This window comes from Streptomyces sp. NPDC059443 (assembly GCF_042750105.1).
Classification (GTDB): Bacteria; Actinomycetota; Actinomycetes; order Streptomycetales; family Streptomycetaceae; genus Streptomyces.
Window position 1 is genome coordinate 144,306 of sequence record NZ_JBHYVM010000008.1, and the last position, 18,602, is coordinate 162,907.

The window sequence follows — 18,602 nt, forward strand, 5'->3', positions numbered from 1 at the left end:
ATCATCAGTGATCCCCTGACCAAGGTGACGACTGCTACGCATGAGGGCAATGGGAACGACGCCGATGAGTCTGCCCCGTGCGTACAACCCTGATGGGGGGACGCGTGTCCAACTGGCGTGGCAGAAGCATTGCTGGACTTCCCGGTCGTACCGGTGCGCACCGGGACGATCCCGCCGCGCCCGCGGACCCGTTCGCTCGGCGGCTTCGCCGTGATCGTGCCCGTTCCGTCGACCGAGACCTCCATAGTTCCGACCCGGGGTGGCCGCGTGCCCGGGCCCCGCGATAGCGCGGAGGCGACCGGGAACACGGGGAGTACTGGGAGCGCCGCGAGCGCCGGGGCCGCCGATGGCGCCGAGCCCGCGCAGGCCGCCGATGCCGCCGAGGTGGTGGCGGGGACCACCGTCGACCACCTCACCGCGACCTACCAGGCCCACTACCGCTCGCTCCTCGGCCTCGCCGCGCTGCTCCTCGACGACACCGCGTCCTGCGAGGACGTGGTCCAGGAGGCCTTCATCCGGGTCCACTCGGCCCGCAGCCGGGTCCGCGACCGGGAGAAGACCCTCGCCTACCTGCGCCAGACCGTGGTCAACCTCTCGCGCTCCGCCCTGCGCCGCCGCATCCTCGGCCTCAAGCTGCTCTCGAAGCCGATGCCGGACATGGCCAGCGCCGAGGAAGGCGCCTACGACCTGCTGGAACGGGACGATCTCATCAAATCCATGCGCGGACTCCAGCGCCGCCAGCGCGAGGTGCTGGTGCTGCGCTACTTCGCGGACATGACGGAAGTCCAGGTCGCCGAGACGCTCGGCATATCGCTCGGTTCGGTCAAGGCGTACGGATCGCGGGGCATTGCCGCGCTGCGGGTGGCGATGGAGGCTGCGCAGTCATGAACGAGCACGAGGACCGGATGGCGAGCGGCGAGGAGCAGGCGATCCACGAGGAGCAGGCGCTCCGGGAGCTGCTGCGCGGGGCCGTCGGCGGGATCGAACCCTCCGGCGACGCGCTGGAGCGGCTGCGGTACGCCGTACCCGCGCGCCGGGCCCGCAAGCGGCAGGTCCTCGTGGCCGCCGCGGCGGCCACGCTGCTGGTGGGGACCGCGGTCCCGGCGGCCCTGCACATGAGCGGGGTCAGGAGCGAGGCCACCGACCACCCGGCCATGGCCGGCCACGGCCAGCAGGGCGCGGGCAAGGAGGACGGGCCCTCCGACCCGCACCAGAACGGCGCCACCGCCAGGCCGAAGACCGCCGCCTCCCCGGGTACGGGCCAGGGCGCGGGCGGCGCCACCGGCTCCGCGCCCGCCCCGTCCCCCTCCGGGCTCCCCAGCACCGGCCGGCCGAACACGGGCCCGGCGGGCGGCACGGTCAACCTGCCCGGCGGCATGCTGCCCCCGCCCGCGGCTCCGGGCGTGCCCGGTTGCAGCGCCGGACAGCTCGGGGTGTCGGGCAGCGCCCGGCCCCCGCAGGCGGACGGCAAGGTCTACGGCAGTTTCAAGGTCACCAACGTCTCCGCGCAGGGCTGTACGGTCCTGGGCCCGGACACCGTGACCGCCGCGGCGGCGGGCCCCCGCCCCGGCCAGGCGGGCTCCGGGGTGGCCGTCGTCGGCCACGCCACGGGCGATCCGGCGACCGGGCTGCTGCCCGACCCTTCGGCGGAGGCCCCGCTGATGCTGCTCGCGCCGAACGCGGCGTACGAGGTCCGCTTCGCGTGGGTGCCGTCGGCGCAGGGCTGCCCGGGGGCGAGCTCCGCGCCGAGCGGCGGTTCCACGGGAGCCAAGCCGCCACAGGGCGGCTCCCCGGAAGCGGCGGCGGGCACGGGCGCGGGCACGGGCGCCGGCACGGGTGCGGGCGCGGCTGCGGCGAAGGATCCGGAGGCCCGGACGGGAACCGGGACGGATCCGGTGGGTGTGGAGGTGTCGCACACCCCCAGTACCCCCCTGGCGGGAGCACCGACCACGCAGACGACGATCCCCGACGCGTGCGGCGGGACGGTCTACCGGACGGGCGTCATCCCGCTGGCGGAGCCGGCGAAGCCGTAGCGCTCGCCCTGTCGGCCGGCCCGGGCTCCGGCTCCTCCAGCAGCCCGGCCTCCGCGTCGCGCAGGGTCTCCACCTCGCGCCGGTAGAGCCGGAACCACATGAACAGCACGAACGCGGCGAAGACGAACCACTCGCCGGTGTAGCCGAGGTTCTGGAAGGCCTTGAGGTCGAGCCCGGTGTTGACCGGAGCCTGCGCCGGCACCGGGACCATGCCGTCGGCCGGGGTCTGCACGGTCAGCCAGGCGTCGTAGAGGCCGTAGGGCACGATGTTGACGAGCGAGGCCGCCCCGATCACGCCGAGCTGACCGGCCGGGAGCCCGCCGGAGGAGTAGACGCCCTTGGTGCTGGAGCTCTCCGAGGCCTGGAGCGCCCCCGTCACCTCGACCCGCCCGGTCGGCGCGGCCGGAGCCCGGCCCGCGTCCGCGGCGCCCGGCAGCCAGCCCCGGACCACGGGGACGGCCTTGCCGGTGTCGGTCTTGAGCAGGGTCAGGACGTAGAAGCCGGACTTCCCGTCGAGCCGCCGCTCGGGGACGAGCAGCTGGTCGGCGTACTCGCCGGAGACGGAAGCGAGCCGTCCGGAGGTCTTCTTGTCCACCGGGAGCAGCGAGTCCAGCGGGGCGGCCGCCCGGTCGGCGGGGCGTGCGCCGGCCGCCTCCTCGTGCGTGGCGACGCGGTCCTCGAACCTGCCCAGCTGCCAGGTGCCCATGAACAGGCAGAAGGGCACGCCGAGGACGACGAAGAGATTGATCCCCCACCACCGCGGGGTCAGGAGAAACCGGTGCACCCCACCACCGTACGGGGGGTGCACCGGTTCACCGGGGCCGGGGCCACCGCCAGGCGGCCGGCGGGGCTACCGCGGCAGGTGCTTCAGCACGAAGTCGATCTCCATCCGGACCTGCTTGATCCGCTCCTCGATCACGAGCGAGCCGTGCCCGGCGTCGTACCGGTACACCTCGTGCTCCGCCCCGCGCGCCGCCAGCCGGTCCACGTAGTTCTCGATCTGCCGGATCGGGCAGCGGGGGTCGTTGACGCCCGCCGCGATGTGCACGGGCGCCTTCACCGCGTCCACGTACGTCAGCGGCGAGGAGGCCTCGAAGCGCTCCGGGACCTCTTCCGGGGTGCCGCCGAAGAGGGTGCGGTCCAAGGACTTCAGCGCCTCCATCTCGTCGTGGTAGGCCGTCACGTAGTCGGCGACCGGTACGGCGGCCAGGCCCACCGCCCAGGCGCCCGGCTGCGTACCGAGGCCCAGCAGCGTCAGGTAGCCGCCCCAGGAGCCGCCGGACAGCACCAGGCGCGCCGGGTCCGCGAGGCCCGAGGCGACCGCCCATTCCCGTACGGCCCCGATGTCCTCCAGCTCGATCAGGCCGACCCGGTGCTTGAGGGCGTCGGTCCACTCGCGGCCGTAGCCGGTCGAGCCCCGGTAGTTGACCCGGACCACCGCGAAGCCGTGGTCGAGCCAGGCCGCCGGGGTCGCGGCGAAGGCGTCGCTGTCGTGCCAGGTGGGCCCGCCGTGGATCTCGAAGACGGTCGGGAAGGGGCCGTCCCCGTGGCCCCGCGGCCGCTGCGCGAGGGCGTGGATCCGCCCGCCGGGACCCTCCACCCACACGTCCTCGACGGGGACCGAGCCGGGCGGCCGGAAACCGGGCGGGTCCAGGACGACCCCGCCCGCCGTCGACCGTACGGCCGAGGGCTCGGCCGCCGAGGACCACTGGTACTCCACCGACCCGTCGGGCCGGGCCGTGGCCCCCGACACCGTCCCGGGCGGCGTGTCCAGCCGTACGAGCTCCCGCGCGGCCAGGTCGTAGCGGAACAGCTCGCTGCGCGCCTCGTAGCCGTGGTCGATCAGCAGCGCGGACCCGTCGGGATACCACTCGGCGCCGACATCGCCCGGCAGGTCGACGGCCAGCTCCTCCTCGGTTCCGGCCGCCACGTCCCACACCATCGGCTCCCACCGGCCGCGCCGCTGGTGCCCGACGAGCAGCCGGGTGTCGCCCGCGACGGGCGCGAAGCCGAGTACCGACAGGCCCAGCTCCTCCGTGCCGCCCTTGGTGTCGTCCAGCTCGGCGACGGTGGCGCCGTCCAGGGTGAGCACGCGCAGCGCGCAGTGCATCGCGTCGCCGTGCTCGGTGTGCTCGACGGCGAGCAGGGTCCCGTCGCGGGACAGGTCGCCGACCCCGGCCGACTCGCGGTGCCGGTAGACGACGGAAGGCTCCGACCCGTCGGGCCGCACCACGTGGATGGTGGTCCCGTCCTCGTCGGTGGAACGCCCGACCACGGTCGTCCCGTCGCGCCCGATGGCCAGCCCGGCGGGGTACGAGGCCTCCAGCCCGGGGGTGGCCGGCTCGTCGGGGCCGCCCGCGAAGGGCTGGCGCACCCAGGTGCCGAACTCGTCGCCGTCGGTGTCGGAGAACCACCAGATCCACTCGCCGTCGGGGGAGAGCGCCCCGTCGGTGGTGCCGTTGGGCCGGTCCGTGGCCTGCCGCTGCGTGCCGGTGGCGCGGTCCCAGGCGTAGAGCTCGAAGGTCCCGGTCGCGTTGGAGACGAAGAGCGACCGGTCGGGCGCGTCCTCGGCCCAGTCGGGCAGTCCCACGCGGGGCGCCCGGAAACGCTTCTCCCAGTCGGGCATGGCGGCGGTTGCGTCGGCGGTGGCGTCAGTCATGCCCCCATGTAACCCGATCGCCCGGGATGCCGACCGGACCGAACGGGCGCAAGGTGGTCTGCGTACGAAGTTTTGTCCGTCCGCCCGAGGAGTAGAGGTCATGGCGAAGAAGGCGCGTACCGGTCAGCACGCCCACCAGGATTCCGAGCGGGCGATGGCGAAGAACACGGCGGCCGAGGCGCGCGCCAAGGCCGCCGTCAGAGATGTGCAGTCCGTCGCCGCGAAGACGCGGGGCATGCAGCAGAAGGCCCAGGCGAAGCGGGGCTGAAACGGCCCGGCGGGCCGGGGCGTGCGCGGGTCGCGTGCGTAGGCTGACGGCATGCGGATGATCGTCCGGGGTGCCCGGCTGCTGCACGGCGAAGGCCCGTACCAGGGTCGTCACGGCCCGCACCGGGGCCTGTACGACGTCGAGGTCGCGGAGGACGGGCGGATCGCGCGCGTGCTCCCGTACGACGATCAGAAGGAACCACCGGCGACGGGGGTGCTGATCGAGGCGCACGGCGGCCTGCTCAGCGCCCCCTTCGTCGAGCCGCACATCCACCTGGACACCGCGCTGACGGCCGGGGAGCCGCGCCCGAACGCCTCCGGGACCCTCTGGGAGGGCATCGCCTGCTGGAGCGAGCGCAAGCGGACCCTGACCCGCGAGGACGTGATCGCGCGGGCCACCGAGGTGCTGCGCTGGCAGGCGGCGCAGGGCGTCCTGCACGTCCGTACCCACTGCGACGTCACCGATCCGGCGCTGACCGCGCTCGACGCGCTGCTGGAGGTGCGCGACCGGGTCCGGGACGTCATGACCCTGCAGATCGTGGCCTTCCCGCAGGAGGGCATCGTCTCCTTTCCCGGCGGCGAGGACCTGCTCCGCGAGGCGGTCCGGCGCGGGGCGGACGTGGTCGGCGCGATCCCGCACTTCGAGGACACCCGGGAGGACGGGGTGGCCTCGCTGTCGATCGCCTTCGCCCTCGCGCAGGAGCAGGGTCTGCGGATCGACGCGCACTGCGACGAGATCGACGACGAGCAGTCGCGCTTCGTGGAGGTGCTGGCCGCCCTCGCGCTGCGTTCGGGGCTGCGCGAGCGCGTGACGGCCTCGCACACGACGGCGATGGGCTCCTACGGCGGTGCGTACAGCTACAAACTCCAGCGGCTGCTCTCGCGTTCCGGGATCAACCTGGTCTCCAACCCCTTCGCCAACCTGGGCCTCCAGGGCCGCTTCGACGCCTACCCCAAGCGGCGCGGCCTCACCCAGGTCAAGGAGATGCTGGCGGCGGGCGTGAACGTGGGCGTAGGCCCCGCCCACGGGCTTGACCCCAGGCAAGCCCCCCGCCCCGGCAAACCCCCCCCCCCCCCCCGCGCGCCGCCCCCCCCCGGCCCCGGGTGTGGGGGGGGGGGGGGGGGGGGGCGCGCCCCCCCCCCCACGACGTGATGGACCCCTGGAACGCGCTCGGCACCGGAAACCCGCTCCAGACCGCCCTCCTCGGGATCTACGCCGCCCAGCTCACGGGGGCCGACGAGATCCCGGTGGCCTTCGAGATGGTGACGGAGCGCGCGGCGCGCGTACTGGGCCTGTCGCCCTCCGAGTACGGCGTCAGGGAGGGCGCCCCGGCCTCCTTCGTGCTCCTGCCGGCCGAGTCGCCGGCGGAGGCGGTCCGCCTCCAGGTCCGCCCCCGGTACGTGGTCTCGCGCGGCACCGTCCTCGCCGAGAACCCGGCGGCTCCGGCCCGGCTGTTGGCCTGGCCGGGAGAGAGGGGCCCGTCGGAGGTGGACTTCCGCCCCGACCTACGCTGACGCCCCATGACCCTTGAGACATGGACTCTTGACGCTCCGTCGGGCCGGGCGGCCCTGGAGATCGCCGCCGAGTACGCGGACGCGGCGCTGCTGAACCACTCCGTGCGCTCGTACGCCTTCGCGGTCGAGTACGCGGACCGCCTCGGGCTCTCGTACGACCGGGAGCTCCTCTACGTCAGCGCGCTGGTGCACGATCTCGGCCTGACCGCGCCCTTCGACAGCCACACCCTCCCCTTCGAGGAGGCGGGCGGGCACGTGGCCCGGGTCCTGACGGCGGGGCTGGGCTGGCCGGCGGGGCGGCGGGCGCGGGCGGAGGAGGTCATCGTGCTGCACATGCGGGACGACGTGACGGCGGAGGAGGACGTGGAGAGCCACCTGCTCCAGGTCGGCACCAGTGCGGACGTCTCCGGCCTGGGCCTCGCCGACTTCGACCGGGCCTTCACCGGCCGGCTCCTCGCGCAGTACCCGCGCCTGGGCTTCGGAGAGGCCTTCTTCGCGCTGGTCGCGGACCAGGCGGAGCGCAAGCCCGAGTGCGCGGCGGCGGCCTATGTGGCGAGCGGCGCGAAGGAGCGCATCGCGGCGAACCCGCTCGACCGGCAGGGCTGACGGCCCGGCCGGCGGAGCTGACGGCGCGCCCACCGGGGCCGGTGCCCCGGTGGGCGGCGCCCGTCGGCGTCGCCACCGCCCGCCGGTGGCCGGCGGCCCGTCCGGTCAGAACAGGCCCAGCGCGTTGTCCAGGGACCAGACCTGCCAGCCCATGGCGAAGAACGCGGCCACGGAGATCAGGGCCATCATCAGGTTCTGCCCCTGCTCGCCCCAGTCGTGGATCATCAGGACCAGGTAGATCAGGTTGAGCAGCAGCCCGGCGACCAGGGCTATCGGGGTCAGGAATCCGGCGATGAGGCCGAGCCCGAGGGCCAGTTCCGCGTAGGCGACCAGGTAGGCCATGAAACGCGGGTAGGGCTTCACGACGAGGTCGAAGCCGCGGGTGACGAACCCCCAGCGGTGCTTCTCGGCCACGCCGGCCGCCCAGCGGATGCCGCCTCCGCCGAACCAGTCCTTCTTGTCCTTGTGCCGCCAGCTCTCCAGCCACCACAGCCCGAGCCCGATCCGCAGAACGGCGACCCATTCGGGTCCGCCGAGCCAGATGGTCCGCATCCTCGGTTCCTCTCCTCGCACATCTCTGACGTCCCTGACGAAATACCTGACGGATCGTCAGTTTCGGGGGAGGAGGGCTCATGTGGCAAGAGGCAGGCAGACGACGGGGACGGACTGGACGAGGTTGTTGCCGAAGCCGCCCCGGTTCCACGGCTGTTCGAGGGGCTGGGTGCGGCCCGAGTCGTCGGTGGCGCGGACCAGGAGGGTGTGGCTGCCCGGGGTGGCCGTCCAGTCGGCGCGCCAGCCCTGCCAGGCGTACGGGTGCGCTCCCCGCGGCCGCACCTCGGCGTCGGCCCAGCCCCGACCCCCGTCGGCGCTGAACTCCACGCGCACGACCGCCCCGTAGCCCGACCAGGCGCGTCCCCGGAGCCGCACGGGGCCGGGGTGCACGACGCGGGTGCGGGACATGAAGTCGGGGAAGCCGGGCGGGATCAGCAGGGCGCGCGGCGCGATCCGCGTGACGGGTTCGCCGTAGTCCTCGGGGCTCTGCTTGTAGCGGTAGGCCACGGCCTGCTGGAACCCCCGGAAGGGCGTGGCGACGAGCTCGACGTCCCGCAGCCACTTCACGTGCGCCATCCCGTACCAGCCGGGTACGACCAGCCGTAGCGGATAGCCGTGTTGCGGGGGCAGCGGCCCGCCGTTCATCGTGTGGGCGAGCAGGACGTCCGCGTCCACGGGCAGCGGCAGGCTGCGCCGGTAGTCCTGCTCGACGCCCCGTTCCACCCCGTGGTCGGCTCCGGTGAACACCGCCTCCACGGCGTCCGACGCGACGCCCGCCTCCGCCAGGACGGTGCGCAGCGGCACCCCGGTCCAGTCGGCCGTTCCCACCGCCTCCACCAGCCACGGCTGGCTGACGGGGCGCGGGGAGAGCCGGGCCCGCCCGTTGCCGGCGCATTCCATGGTGACCCGGCGGGTCACGGAGGGGAACGCGCGGAGCTCGTGCAGGTCCAGTCGCAGGGGGATGCGCAGGTGTCCGTGGACGGTGAGCCGCCAGCTGCCGGACTCGACTTCGGCGAGGGTGTCGGGGATGTCGTAGTGGACCAGTACGTAGTGCAGCCCGGCGGGCGTGACCTCGTAGCGCATGGCCTCCAGCGGCAGCCCGTGGTTGCGCGCGGCGAGCGCCAGCTCGTCCTGGCCGATGCCCTCCCCGGCTGCGGCCACCCGGCCCGGCGCGCCGACCCCGTCGAGGGAGCGCTCCTGCATGTCCTCATGGTCCCGCGGGGAGGGCGGGGCGGCTACTCCGAGTGCGGATCATGGAGCCGGGCGGTATGAATTGATCTGTCCCTTATGTGATCGGAGTGCCGCGTGGATGACTATCCGCTGCTCAACCTGTTCTGGACGATGCTCTGGCTCTTCCTCTGGGTCATGTGGTTCTTCCTGCTCTTCAAGGTGATCACGGACATCTTCCGCGACCACGAGCTGAACGGCTGGGCCAAGGCGGGCTGGCTGGTCCTGGTCCTCCTGCTGCCCTACATCGGGGTCTTCGTCTACCTCATCGCCCGCGGCCGCAGCATGGGACAGCGGGACGTGAAGCAGGCCGAGGAGCGCGAGAAGGCCTTCCAGGACTACGTCCAGAAGGCGGCGGGCGGCGCCCCGCGCCACAGCCCGGCGGAGGAACTGGCCAAGCTGTCCTCCCTGAAGGAGAAGGGCGACCTGACGGCGGAGGAGTTCGACAGGGCCAAGGAGAAGCTCCTGGCTTGAGCCGAGCCGCGTTGAGCTGCTGAGCTGAGAGCGGGGGCCGGACCGTCCTGGTCCGGCCCCCGCTCGCGGGTCAGGCGGCGGACGGGGCTTCGGCTTCGGCGTCCGTCAGGAGGCCGATCAGGGAAGAACGGGCGCGGGCCACGCGGGAGCGGACCGTGCCGATCGGGCAGCCGAGCATGACGGCCGCGTCGGCGTACGGGAGGCCCAGGAGCTGGGTGAGCACGAAGACCTCGCGCCGCTCCGCGGGGATGGCGGCCAGCAGCTCCGCGAGTGCGACCCCGTCCTCGAAGCCCGGCAGGTCGCGGGGCTGGGTCTGCTCGGCGGCGGTCTGCCAGTCGTCTCTGTCGGCGATCCTGGGGCGGGCCGCCTTGTGGCGGAGGCTGTCCACCACCGTGCGCCGGGCTATGGAGAGCAGCCAGGTGCGGGCGGAGGACCGGCCCTCGAAGCGGTGGAGGCTGCCGAGGGCGCGGAGGAAGGTCTCCTGGGTGAGGTCGTCGGCGGACTGCGGATCGGCGCTGAGGTAGGCGACGTAGCGGCGGACATCGCGGTGCAGGGCGCGCACGAACTGGTCCACCGCGCCGGGGTCGCCGTCGCGGGCGGCCAGCGCCAGCAGGGTGACCGCCTCGTCGGGGCCTGCGGTGTCGCGTGCGGGCGCGGATGCCGGTACCGGTACGGGTACGGGGGCGCATGCAGGGGCGTTCGGGCGGGCGAGCAGGGCAAGGGTCATCGCCTGGTGTCCTTCGGGGAATCCGGCATCCGTTGCGTGCTGCGCGGCAGGGCGAGGCGGCAGGACGAGGCGCTGCGAGGCACGACGGGGTACGGCGAGGCGCTACGGGGCGCTACGGGGCACTCGGGCCTGCGGGAGCACGGCGGGACCGGTGAGCGGGTACGGCCCTGCCGGACGGCATGACCGATGCCCGAAGCGCGGTGCGTGGAGCACCTCGTGCTTCGGGGAGCTGGCTGTCAGACGACAGCGGTCCCGAAGGGTGGCCCCCGCGTGGCGAGGGCGTCGGCGAGCAGCAGCCCGCGCGGCACCCGGACCCGGTGGTCCCGGCCGAAGCGGACGCGGGGCCGGTGCGCGGGCGCGGGGAGGGGCGAGAGCAGCAGGAGCGGTACGAGGAGCCGGCCGGCCACGGAGCGCAGGACGCGGAAGGCGCCGCGCTCCCCGTGGGCGAGCCAGAGTCCGCAGACCAGGGCGGCGAGGAGGTGGCCGGCGAGCATGCCGAGCGGGGACATGGAACCCGTGTCGCTGGTGCCGTGTCCGGTCGCCGCCATGTGCATCGGCATCTGCATGGACGTCGGCATCGGCATGGGCATCGGCATGGATGCGGACATCGATGACGTCGTGCCGTGCATGGCGTGGCCGCCCGGGGCCGGGGCGTTGAGCAGGTATCGGGCCCACTGCCGGGCGAGTGAGGAGAAGGTGCCGCCGTGGGGTGCCGCCGCTGCCTGGCCCAGCGCGAACCCGCTGTGCAGGACGGCTTGGACCGCGACGGTCGCGGAGGTGATGGCACCCAGGCCGCGTTCACGGCCGGCGAGTAACCAGCCGGTCGCGGATATCGCGCCGAACGCGGTCGCCATCGTCCACCAGGGGACGTTGGTTCCCGACATGAGGACGTGCCCGAGGGAGGCGAGCAGCACGCAGGTGGCCGCGAACATCGCGGCCCGAAACGCGCGGCAACACCGACCCGGAGTCATGGCGGGGTCATCGTTGCACCGGCCCCGCGGTGGCGACAAGGGACGCCGGATTTTCAGCACGATCGGATAAGCGGCGTGCGAGTGGTGTGCGAGTTCCGTGCGAGTGGTTGTGGCACGCGCCACAACATCCGCTGGGAACTCGGCTGTTCGCGCCTACGACTCCTGCTCCGCAACGATGGGCCGGCGGCGGGGACGGAGTCAGGAATGGCAGGAACGCCACAAGAGTCCCGGGCGGGAGAGGCGGGAGAGGCGGGAGAGACGGGAGGGACCGTAGGGCTGACGGCGCTGCTCGCCGGTGCCATGGCCTTCTCGATGCTCCAGCTGTTCCTGCTCGGCGCGCTCGGGCCCAGGCTGGTGGGGGAGGTGGGTGTCTCTCCCGCCCTGCTCGGTCTGACGACCACGGTCGGGTTCGGGACGGCCACGCTGCTGTCGCCGGTCGGCGGCCGGCTGGTGGACCGGGTCGGACCGCGCCGCTCCCTGGTGCTCCTGCTCTCGGTGTCCGCCGTGGCGCTCGCGCTGATCGGCTCGGCGCCCGGACCCGGATTCCTCCTGGCCGCCGTCGCGTTGGGCGGGCTGCCCCAGGCGCTGGCCAATCCGGCGACCAACAAGGCGATCCTCGCAGCCGTGGCCCCCGACCGGCGCGGGCCGGTGACCGGCATGAAGCAGTCGGGAGTCCAGTTGGGGGCCTTCGCGGCCGGGCTGCCGCTCACGGCGCTGGCCGGTGGCGTCGGCTGGCGCGGGGCGGTGTGGACGGCCGCGGCCACCGCCGCACTGGCGGCGCTGTGGGCGCTGCGCGCACTGCCCGCCGACCCTCCGGCGAAGACGGCGGCTCCGCGCACCTCGCTCGTACCCCGTGGGGCGATCGCCTGGCTGGCGGTGTTCTCGCTGTTCCTGGGCTGTGGGATCGCCTCGGTCAACACGTACGTGGCCCTGTTCGGCGCGCAGCGGCTCGGTATGGGTCCCACCGCGGCCGGCGCGCTCGTCGCGGTGCTCGGGGTCGCGGGCGTCGGCGGGCGGGTGGGCTGGTCGAGGGCGGCCGGGGCGGGGCGCGCCGAGTGGCTGCCGGGCCTGCTGTCTTTGGGCGCGGTGGCGGCCGCCGGACTCCTGGCGGCGGCCCTCTCCGTGCCTCCGCTCGTCTGGGCGGCGGCGGTGGCCGTCGGGGTGTTCGCGGTCTCGGCCAACGCCGTCTCGATGGTGCTGGTGATGCAGCGGTCCGCGCCGGGGCGGGCAGGTCAGGACTCCGCGCTCGTGGCGGCCGGCTTCTTCGCCGGATTCGCGGTCGGACCGCCGCTGTTCGGGCCGCTCGCGGAGGCGGGCCGGTACGGGGCGGGGTGGCTGCTGGTCGCGGCCGAGTTCGCGGTGGCCTGCGCGGTCGCGACGACTTGGGCGGTACGGGACCGGCGGGAGCGCGGGCGTGGCCGTGGCCGTGGGCGTGGGCGCGAGGTGGTTCCGGCATGACCCTGCCGACCTCGCCGACCTCGCCGACCCCGCCGACCCCGCAGGCCTCGCCGTCGTGGGCGGTACGGGCGCTCGCGGACGTCCTCGACCGGGTGGCCGCCACCGCGGCCGAAGCCGGGGAGCGGTTCCCGCTGTACGCCGACCCCGACACGGGCCGCTGGACGACCACCGGCCGGGGCTCGTGGGCCGGCGGTTTCTGGGCGGGGCTGCTCTGGCTCCGCGCCCGGCACACCGGAGCCCGGTCCGACCGGGCGGCGGCCGCCGCGTGCACGGCGCGACTGGCGGGCTGGGTGGACGTGGACACCTCCACGCGGGGGCTGATCCTCTGGTACGCCACCGCACTGGCCGATGAAGACACCGGAGCGCGAGAGCTCCGTACGCGGGCGGCGGCCGCCTGCCTTGCGGCGCTGGACCCGGAACCGGGTGGTCTCGGCCTGGTCCCCTGGGGATCGGCGTTCGGCGGCCCCCGGATGCGGGCCCGGGTGGACGGGGTGCCGGGCATGGTCCCGCTGCTCGCCGCCGCGTCCCCGTCGGCCGCCGCGTCCCACCTGCGACGCCACCTTGAACTGTGCATGGGCGAGGGCGGGGCCGGGGGTTTCGTGCCGGAGCGGGTCTTCGAAGCGGGGGCGGGGTGGCGGGCCTCCGCGGAGCCTTCGGGCGGCTGGAGCCGGGGGCGGGCGTGGCTGCTGCTGGCCGTGGCCGACGCGGCGCACCGGCCCGCCGTGGCCGGGCTGCTGCCGGAACGGCCCGAGGCGTCGGCGCAGCGGCTCGCCGGGTTGTGGACGGGGCCGGGCGCGGCCCTGGTGCCCCCGGCCGACACGGCACGGCCGGAGGGGCCGTTGGACACCTCCGCCGCCGCCGTCATGGCCGTCGCCCTGCTGAAACTCGCCCGGATGCCGGGTCCCCGCGCAGCGGAGTACGAGGAGCGCGCGGTCGCGATGCTGGAACGCCTGACCACCCGGCACCTCGTGCGGGGCAGGCTGCTGGACGGCTGCTACGACGCCGAGCAGGGCGTCGCGGTCCGGCACGAGCTGGTGTGGGGTGACTTCTTCCTGGCGCTGGGGCTGGCCGCGCTGACCGGACTGGCCGACGTCCGGGCCGTCTGACGGGCCGTCCCCCGTCCCGACGCTCCTTCCGCGACGCCCCGTCCCGACGCCTCGTCCGCTACGGCTCGTACGCGCGCAGGATCCGGCGGGACACCGTGGTGATGTGGAGTTCGTCCGGCCCGTCGAGGATGCGCGCCGTGCGGGCGGAGCGATGGAGGGCGGGGAGGGCGGTGTCGGGGCCCAGGCCGGCCGCGCCGTGGATCTGGATGGCCGAGTCCGTCACCCGCTGGAGCATGCGGGCGGCGGCCACCTTGGCCAGGCCCACCTCGATGTGCGCGTCCAGCCCCGCACTGATCCTGGCCACGGCCTCGTGGACGAGCGGGCGGGTGGTGCGCAGGGCCAGGAGCGCCTCGAACACGTGCTGCTGGACGAGCTGGTGCCCGCCGAGCGGGCCGCGGAATCCCGTACGGGCCCCCACGCGCCCGCACATCAGGTCGAAGGCGCGCTGCGCCTGGCCGAGCCAGCGCAGGCAGCGCAGCGTGCGGCCCAGCTGGAGCCGTTCCCCGGCGATGGCGAGGGCCTGGCCGCGGCCGCCGAGGAGGTGGTCGGCCGCCACCCGGACCTGGTCGAACTCGATCTCCCACTGCCCGGACGCGCCCAGCACGGGCAGTTCGCGCACCACCCGGAACCCCGGCGCGGAGGTGGGAACGACGAACAGGGAAAGGCCGGTCCGGTCGCCCGGCTCCCCGTCCGTGCGGGCGAGGACGGTGACCAGATCGGCTTCGGCGGCGTGCGAGATGAACCACTTGCGGCCGCTCACGCTCCAGCTCCCGTCGGCCCGTTCGGTGGCGCGGGTGGCGGTGGAGAAGGGGTCGGTGCCCGGGGTCTCCGGTTCGGTCATGGCGTAGCAGGCGCGCAGCTCGCCGGCCGTCAGCCGCCCGGGATAGCGGGCGCGCACCCCGTCGCTGCCGTGGCGCCACAGCATCGTCGCGTCCAGCAGGGTGGCCGAGCCGAGGGCGGCCGGCCCGTGGTCGCTCGCGCCCTCGGCCTCGGCGAGCAGCGCGTACCGCTCCAATCCGACTCCCTGGCCGCCCAGTTCCCGGGGGATGGGCAGCGCCCACAGGCCCGCCTCCTTCGCCTGGCTCTGGAGCTCGCGCAGCGCGGCGGCCGCCGCCGGGCCGCCCGCGTCCAGTACGGGCTCGCGGGGCATGACCCGGTCCCTCACGAACTCGGCCACACGGGTGCGCAGCCCTTCGAACTCCGCCCGGCTCTGCGCCGCTCGGTCTTCCATCAATTTCCTCCAGGCTGCCGGGAACCCATGGGAACGGCAGTCCGACTGCCCTTCCGTGGAACTGGTCGGGTGCGCACGCCCCTTGGTTCCCGTGGACGGATCACCCGCGGTCCCGGCTCGCCGCCGGGCCGGTAGAAGAGGAGAGGCATGGCGTCACCAGCCGTCACCCGGACCGCTCGCCCGCTCGACGGCCTGCACTTCACCGCCGAGGGCCCGCCCGAGCTCACCGGCCCGCTGACCGAGCACCTGAGGCTGCTGGGGGTCACCGGGGCCGCCGGGGGTCCGGGCCCGGCCGGGCCGGGGGCGGGCCGCGCGGCCCGCGTCACCCTGTCCGAGCAGGGCACCGCCACCGCCAACGCCACGATCGGCTGGTCGGCCGGCCCGGCCGGCTCCGCCGGTGTCACCGACGAGGCGACCGCGCAGGCCGCCACCGGGATCATGGCCGTGCACGGCCGCCGCGACGGCGGCCCCCGCGCTCTCGCCGTCGACTACGCCGTCACCGCCACCGCGGTGCTCACCACACAGGGGCTGCTCGCCGGGCTGCTGGCGCGGGCCAGGGGCGGCCGGGCCCCCGACGTCCGTACGTACGTGGACCGGGCCGGGCTGCTGGTGGTGTCCCAGTACCTCGCCGCGGCCGGGGCGGACGAGGGCGAGGCCGCCGAACTGGCCCCCGGGGGACCGCCCTTCACCTCGGTCGACGGCGTCCGCTTCGAGCTGGAGACCCTCGACCCGGGCGCCTGGGCCGGTTTCTGGCGGGCCCTGGGCGCCCCGGCCGAGGCGATGCGGGCGGGCTGGCGGCCCTTCCAGTTCCGGTACGCCACCGCGTGCGCCCCCTTCCCCGAGGCCCTGCACACCACCACCCGGGCGTGCGGATGGCAGCGCATCCGGGAAGCGGCGGCCGCCTCGGGGGCCGAGGTCTGCCGACTGCGGAGCCTGGCCGAGCGGGCCGCCGAGCACGAGGACGCAGCCCCCTGGCACCTGTCCCCGTACGAGCACGAGCGCCGCCGAAGCCCGCGGACGGCGCCCCGAACCGTCCCCACCCCCGAACGGCCCCTCGCGGGCCTGGTCGTCCTGGAGGCCGGGCGGCGGGTCCAGGCGCCGCTCGCCGCGCATCTGCTGGGGCTGCTCGGGGCCGAGGTCGTCCGGATCGAGCCGCCCGGCGGGGATCCGCTGCGCGGGATGCCGCCCGCCTGCTCGGGGGTTTCCGCGCGCTGGCTGGCGCTGAACCGGGGGAAGCGGGCCGTGGAGATCGACATCAAGTCGCCCGCGGAACGGCTCCGGTTGCGGGAGCTGGCGGCCGGGGCGGACGTGTTCCTGCACAACTGGGCTCCGGGGAAGGCGGCGAAGTTGGGGCTGGACTCCGAGGACCTCGCGGCGGTCAATCCCGGGCTGGTGTACGCGTACACCGGCGGCTGGGGGACCGGCGGCCCGACCGGTGGCCCGACCGGCGGGGCTCCGGTGGACGACTACGCCCCGATGGGTACGGACTTCATGGTCCAGGCCCGTACCGGAGTCGGCGAGGCCGCCCGGCCCGAAGGCGAGGTGCCCGCGCCGTCCCTGATGACCCTGCTCGACGTGATGGGCGGGCTGCTCGGGGCCGAGGCCGTCCTCGCGGGGCTGCTGCTGCGCGAGCGCACCGGGCGGGGGGTGCGCGTCGACTCCTCGCTGCGGGGAGCCGCCGATCTGGTCACCGGCCCGGCCCTGAGCCGGTCCCGGCGCGGGGAACGCGCCCGCCGGCCCGCTGGTTTCCGTACGCCCCTGCGGACCGCCGACGGCTGGATCGCCCCCGCCGACGCGGACGCCGAGGCCTGCGCGGCGGCGGCCGCCGCCCCCGGCTTCGCGGGCCTGTCCACCGAAGAGGCCCTACGAGGGCTTCGCGCGCGCGGCCTGAGCGCCACCGCCGTCACCACCGACCTGGCCGACCTGCACCACGACCCGCGCTTCGCCGGTTCGATCAGCCGCGACGCGCACGGTGCCCCTGCCGTTCCCGACCCCTGGAGCTTCGTATGACCGTCGCACTGCACGATCTGCTGCCCGCAGGCCTGCGCCGCTCCTGGGCGGCCGACGGCACCTGCCCCGACCTCGACCTCTACAGCCTCTTCCGGGCCCGCCGGATCGCCGACCCGCACCACACCGCGATCATCGACGCCAAGGGCGCGCTCTGCTACACCGCGCTGGACCGCAAGGTGCGATGTCTGGCCACGGGTCTGCGGGAGCTCGGGATCGGGCCGGGCGACGTGGTCGGAGTCCAACTCCCCAGCGGGCGCGGCGCGGTCATCGCGGACCTGGCCCTGGCCGCCCTCGGCGCGGTGGCCCTGCCCTTCCCGGTCGGCCGGGGCGGCGGGGAGGCCCGGTGCCTGCTGCGCCGCGCGGAGGCCGTCGCGGTCATCGCCGCCGTGGAGCACCGCGGCAGCCACCACGCGGCGGAGCTGCGGGACCTGGCGTCCGGGCTGCCCGCGCTGCGGCACGTCATCGCGGCGGGACGGGCCGGCACGGAGCCTGAAGGAACGATTCGTCTCTCCACGCTGCTGCGCTCCGACCCGGCCGCCTTCGCGCCCGCCCGGCCCGATCCGGACAGCGCCGCCCGGATCCTGGTGTCCTCGGGCTCGGAGGCCGAGCCGAAGATGATCGCGTACTCCCACAACGCGCTCGCCGGCGGCCGCGGCAACTTCCTCGCCGCGCTGATGCCCGGCGGGACGCGGCCCCGCTGTCTCTTCCTGGTTCCGCTCGCCTCCGCCTTCGGCTCCAGCGGCACGGCCGTCACCCTCGCCCGGCACGGCGGAACGCTCGTGCTCCTGGACCACTTCACGCCCGAAGCGGCCCTCGCGGCGGTGCGCGAGCACCGGCCGACCCACATCCTCGGGGTGCCGACGATGATCCGCATGATGGTCGACCGCCTGGAGGCGGAACGGGGGTACGGGGACACCGGGGCGGCGGACGGGGACGTCGGGGCGGCGGACGGGCGCGGCGCGGGCCGGGTGCCCGCCCCCACCGCGGTGATCCTCGGCGGGGCGCCCCTCGACGAGACCACCGCCGAGAGCGCGGGCCGCGCCTTCGGCTGCCCGGTGGTGAACCTCTACGGCTCGGCCGACGGGGTCAACTGCCACACCGGCCTCGGCGCGACCGGCGACACCCCGGGCGGGGGCGGTGGTGGTGGCGGGAGATCGGGCGCGGGCATCGCGGCCGGGCGGCCCGACCCCCGGGTCGCCGACATCCGCATCGCCCACGCCGAGACGCACGCCCCGCTCCCCGACGGTCAGGTCGGGGAGATCATCGCCCGCGGCCCCATGACACCCATGTGCTACGTGGCCTCCCCCGACCTGGACGCCCGCTACCGCACCTCCGGGGGCTGGGTCCGCACCGGAGACCTCGGCTTCATCGACGAGGACGGGATCCTGCGCCTCGTCGGCCGCCTCAAGGACATCGTGATCCGCGGGGGAGCCAACATCAGCCCGGCCGAGGTCGAACGGGAACTCTCCTCGCACACCCAGGTGCGCGATGTCGTGTGCGTCGGCGTACCGGACGAGTTGATGGGCGAACGCCTCGCCGCCTGCGTGGTCCCGCGCGGTGCGCAGAGCCCCACGCTCGACTCGCTGGGCGCCCACCTCACCCGGCGCGGCCTCGAACGGCGCAAGCATCCCGAGCACTTGCTGGTGGTGCCGGAGCTGCCCCTGACCCCGGCGGGCAAACCCGACCGCGCGGCCCTGCGGGAGCAGCTCGCGCGGTCGGGGGCCGGGACCCGGGCCAGGCTGAGCGCGTAGGCGCGCACGCGGGGC

The 18,602-nt window shown here is 74.9% G+C and carries 18 protein-coding genes; 11 read left to right on the forward strand and 7 right to left on the reverse strand.

Translation table 11 applies throughout. From position 1 onward, the window contains the following. Positions 1 to 117: 117 nt before the first annotated feature. Complete coding sequence (locus ACFXDJ_RS10700; RefSeq protein ID WP_384660238.1) at positions 118 to 888, forward strand: SigE family RNA polymerase sigma factor; 771 nt, start codon at positions 118 to 120, stop codon at positions 886 to 888. After that, a complete protein-coding gene (locus ACFXDJ_RS10705) occupies positions 885 to 2,033 on the forward strand; it encodes a hypothetical protein (RefSeq protein ID WP_384848850.1) in 1,149 nt (382 codons plus the stop codon). Before ACFXDJ_RS10700 ends, ACFXDJ_RS10705 begins: the two co-directional genes overlap by 4 nt. Here ACFXDJ_RS10705 and ACFXDJ_RS10710 read toward each other — a convergent pair. Next, positions 2,002 to 2,817, reverse strand: a complete 816-nt coding sequence (locus ACFXDJ_RS10710) for an SURF1 family protein (protein WP_384660233.1) — start codon at positions 2,815 to 2,817, stop codon at positions 2,002 to 2,004. The genes ACFXDJ_RS10705 and ACFXDJ_RS10710 overlap by 32 nt on opposite strands. A 66-nt stretch (positions 2,818 to 2,883) precedes the next feature. After that, positions 2,884 to 4,692, reverse strand: a complete 1,809-nt coding sequence (locus ACFXDJ_RS10715; protein WP_384660230.1) for a prolyl oligopeptidase family serine peptidase — start codon at positions 4,690 to 4,692, stop codon at positions 2,884 to 2,886. 100 nt (positions 4,693 to 4,792) lie between these two features. Here ACFXDJ_RS10715 and ACFXDJ_RS10720 point away from each other — a divergent pair, with 100 nt between their 5' ends. Genes ACFXDJ_RS10720 through ACFXDJ_RS10735 form a run of 4 tightly spaced genes read left to right on the forward strand, consistent with a single transcriptional unit; the run spans position 4,793 to position 7,080 of the window. Further along, positions 4,793 to 4,960 carry a hypothetical protein gene (locus ACFXDJ_RS10720; RefSeq protein ID WP_384660227.1) on the forward strand — a complete coding sequence of 56 codons (168 nt, stop codon included), beginning with the start codon at positions 4,793 to 4,795 and terminating at the stop codon, positions 4,958 to 4,960. 51 nt (positions 4,961 to 5,011) lie between these two features. Further along, positions 5,012 to 6,112: an amidohydrolase family protein gene (locus tag ACFXDJ_RS10725; protein WP_384848853.1), complete on the forward strand. Its 1,101-nt coding sequence runs from the start codon at positions 5,012 to 5,014 to the stop codon at positions 6,110 to 6,112. Beyond that, positions 6,112 to 6,474, forward strand: a complete 363-nt coding sequence (locus tag ACFXDJ_RS10730; protein ID WP_384848856.1) for an amidohydrolase family protein — start codon at positions 6,112 to 6,114, stop codon at positions 6,472 to 6,474. The genes ACFXDJ_RS10725 and ACFXDJ_RS10730 overlap by 1 nt, the downstream gene beginning before the upstream one ends. Positions 6,475 to 6,480: 6 nt before the next feature. Continuing rightward, complete coding sequence (locus ACFXDJ_RS10735) at positions 6,481 to 7,080, forward strand: HD domain-containing protein (RefSeq protein WP_384664203.1); 600 nt, start codon at positions 6,481 to 6,483, stop codon at positions 7,078 to 7,080. Between the two features lie 105 nt (positions 7,081 to 7,185). Here ACFXDJ_RS10735 and ACFXDJ_RS10740 read toward each other — a convergent pair whose 3' ends face one another. After that, positions 7,186 to 7,632: a DoxX family protein gene (locus ACFXDJ_RS10740; RefSeq protein WP_384656943.1), complete on the reverse strand. Its 447-nt coding sequence runs from the start codon at positions 7,630 to 7,632 to the stop codon at positions 7,186 to 7,188. A gap of 78 nt (positions 7,633 to 7,710) precedes the next feature. Further along, the gene (locus ACFXDJ_RS10745; protein ID WP_384656941.1) at positions 7,711 to 8,835 is read right to left on the reverse strand and encodes a sulfite oxidase; all 1,125 of its coding nucleotides are present in this window, start codon (positions 8,833 to 8,835) and stop codon (positions 7,711 to 7,713) included. Between the two features lie 102 nt (positions 8,836 to 8,937). Here ACFXDJ_RS10745 and ACFXDJ_RS10750 point away from each other — a divergent pair, with 102 nt between their 5' ends. Then, complete coding sequence (locus ACFXDJ_RS10750; protein ID WP_384656938.1) at positions 8,938 to 9,333, forward strand: PLDc N-terminal domain-containing protein; 396 nt, start codon at positions 8,938 to 8,940, stop codon at positions 9,331 to 9,333. Positions 9,334 to 9,403: 70 nt separating this feature from the next. Here the strand turns inward: ACFXDJ_RS10750 and ACFXDJ_RS10755 are convergent, their stop codons facing one another. Both ACFXDJ_RS10755 and ACFXDJ_RS10760 read right to left on the reverse strand, forming a co-directional pair. Continuing rightward, positions 9,404 to 10,060, reverse strand: a complete 657-nt coding sequence (locus tag ACFXDJ_RS10755; RefSeq protein ID WP_384656935.1) for a sigma-70 family RNA polymerase sigma factor — start codon at positions 10,058 to 10,060, stop codon at positions 9,404 to 9,406. A 236-nt stretch (positions 10,061 to 10,296) separates the two neighbouring features. After that, positions 10,297 to 10,992, reverse strand: a complete 696-nt coding sequence (locus ACFXDJ_RS10760; protein WP_384656933.1) for a hypothetical protein — start codon at positions 10,990 to 10,992, stop codon at positions 10,297 to 10,299. A gap of 243 nt (positions 10,993 to 11,235) precedes the next feature. Here ACFXDJ_RS10760 and ACFXDJ_RS10765 point away from each other — a divergent pair, with 243 nt between their 5' ends. Beyond that, a complete protein-coding gene (locus tag ACFXDJ_RS10765) occupies positions 11,236 to 12,489 on the forward strand; it encodes an MFS transporter (RefSeq protein WP_384656930.1) in 1,254 nt (417 codons plus the stop codon). Further along, positions 12,486 to 13,595, forward strand: a complete 1,110-nt coding sequence (locus tag ACFXDJ_RS10770; protein ID WP_384656928.1) for a sugar ABC transporter permease — start codon at positions 12,486 to 12,488, stop codon at positions 13,593 to 13,595. Before ACFXDJ_RS10765 ends, ACFXDJ_RS10770 begins: the two co-directional genes overlap by 4 nt. Before the next feature lie 58 nt (positions 13,596 to 13,653). Here ACFXDJ_RS10770 and ACFXDJ_RS10775 read toward each other — a convergent pair whose 3' ends face one another. Next, a complete protein-coding gene (locus tag ACFXDJ_RS10775; RefSeq protein WP_384656925.1) occupies positions 13,654 to 14,826 on the reverse strand; it encodes an acyl-CoA dehydrogenase family protein in 1,173 nt (390 codons plus the stop codon). Positions 14,827 to 14,973: 147 nt separating this feature from the next. On the opposite strand from ACFXDJ_RS10775, the gene ACFXDJ_RS10780 reads away from it, so the two are divergent. After that, positions 14,974 to 16,836 (forward strand): CoA transferase, encoded by a 1,863-nt coding sequence (locus ACFXDJ_RS10780; protein WP_384848859.1) that lies wholly within the window; start codon positions 14,974 to 14,976, stop codon positions 16,834 to 16,836. Next, positions 16,833 to 18,587 (forward strand): class I adenylate-forming enzyme family protein, encoded by a 1,755-nt coding sequence (locus ACFXDJ_RS10785; protein WP_384848862.1) that lies wholly within the window; start codon positions 16,833 to 16,835, stop codon positions 18,585 to 18,587. The genes ACFXDJ_RS10780 and ACFXDJ_RS10785 overlap by 4 nt, the downstream gene beginning before the upstream one ends. Positions 18,588 to 18,602 lie beyond the last annotated feature (15 nt).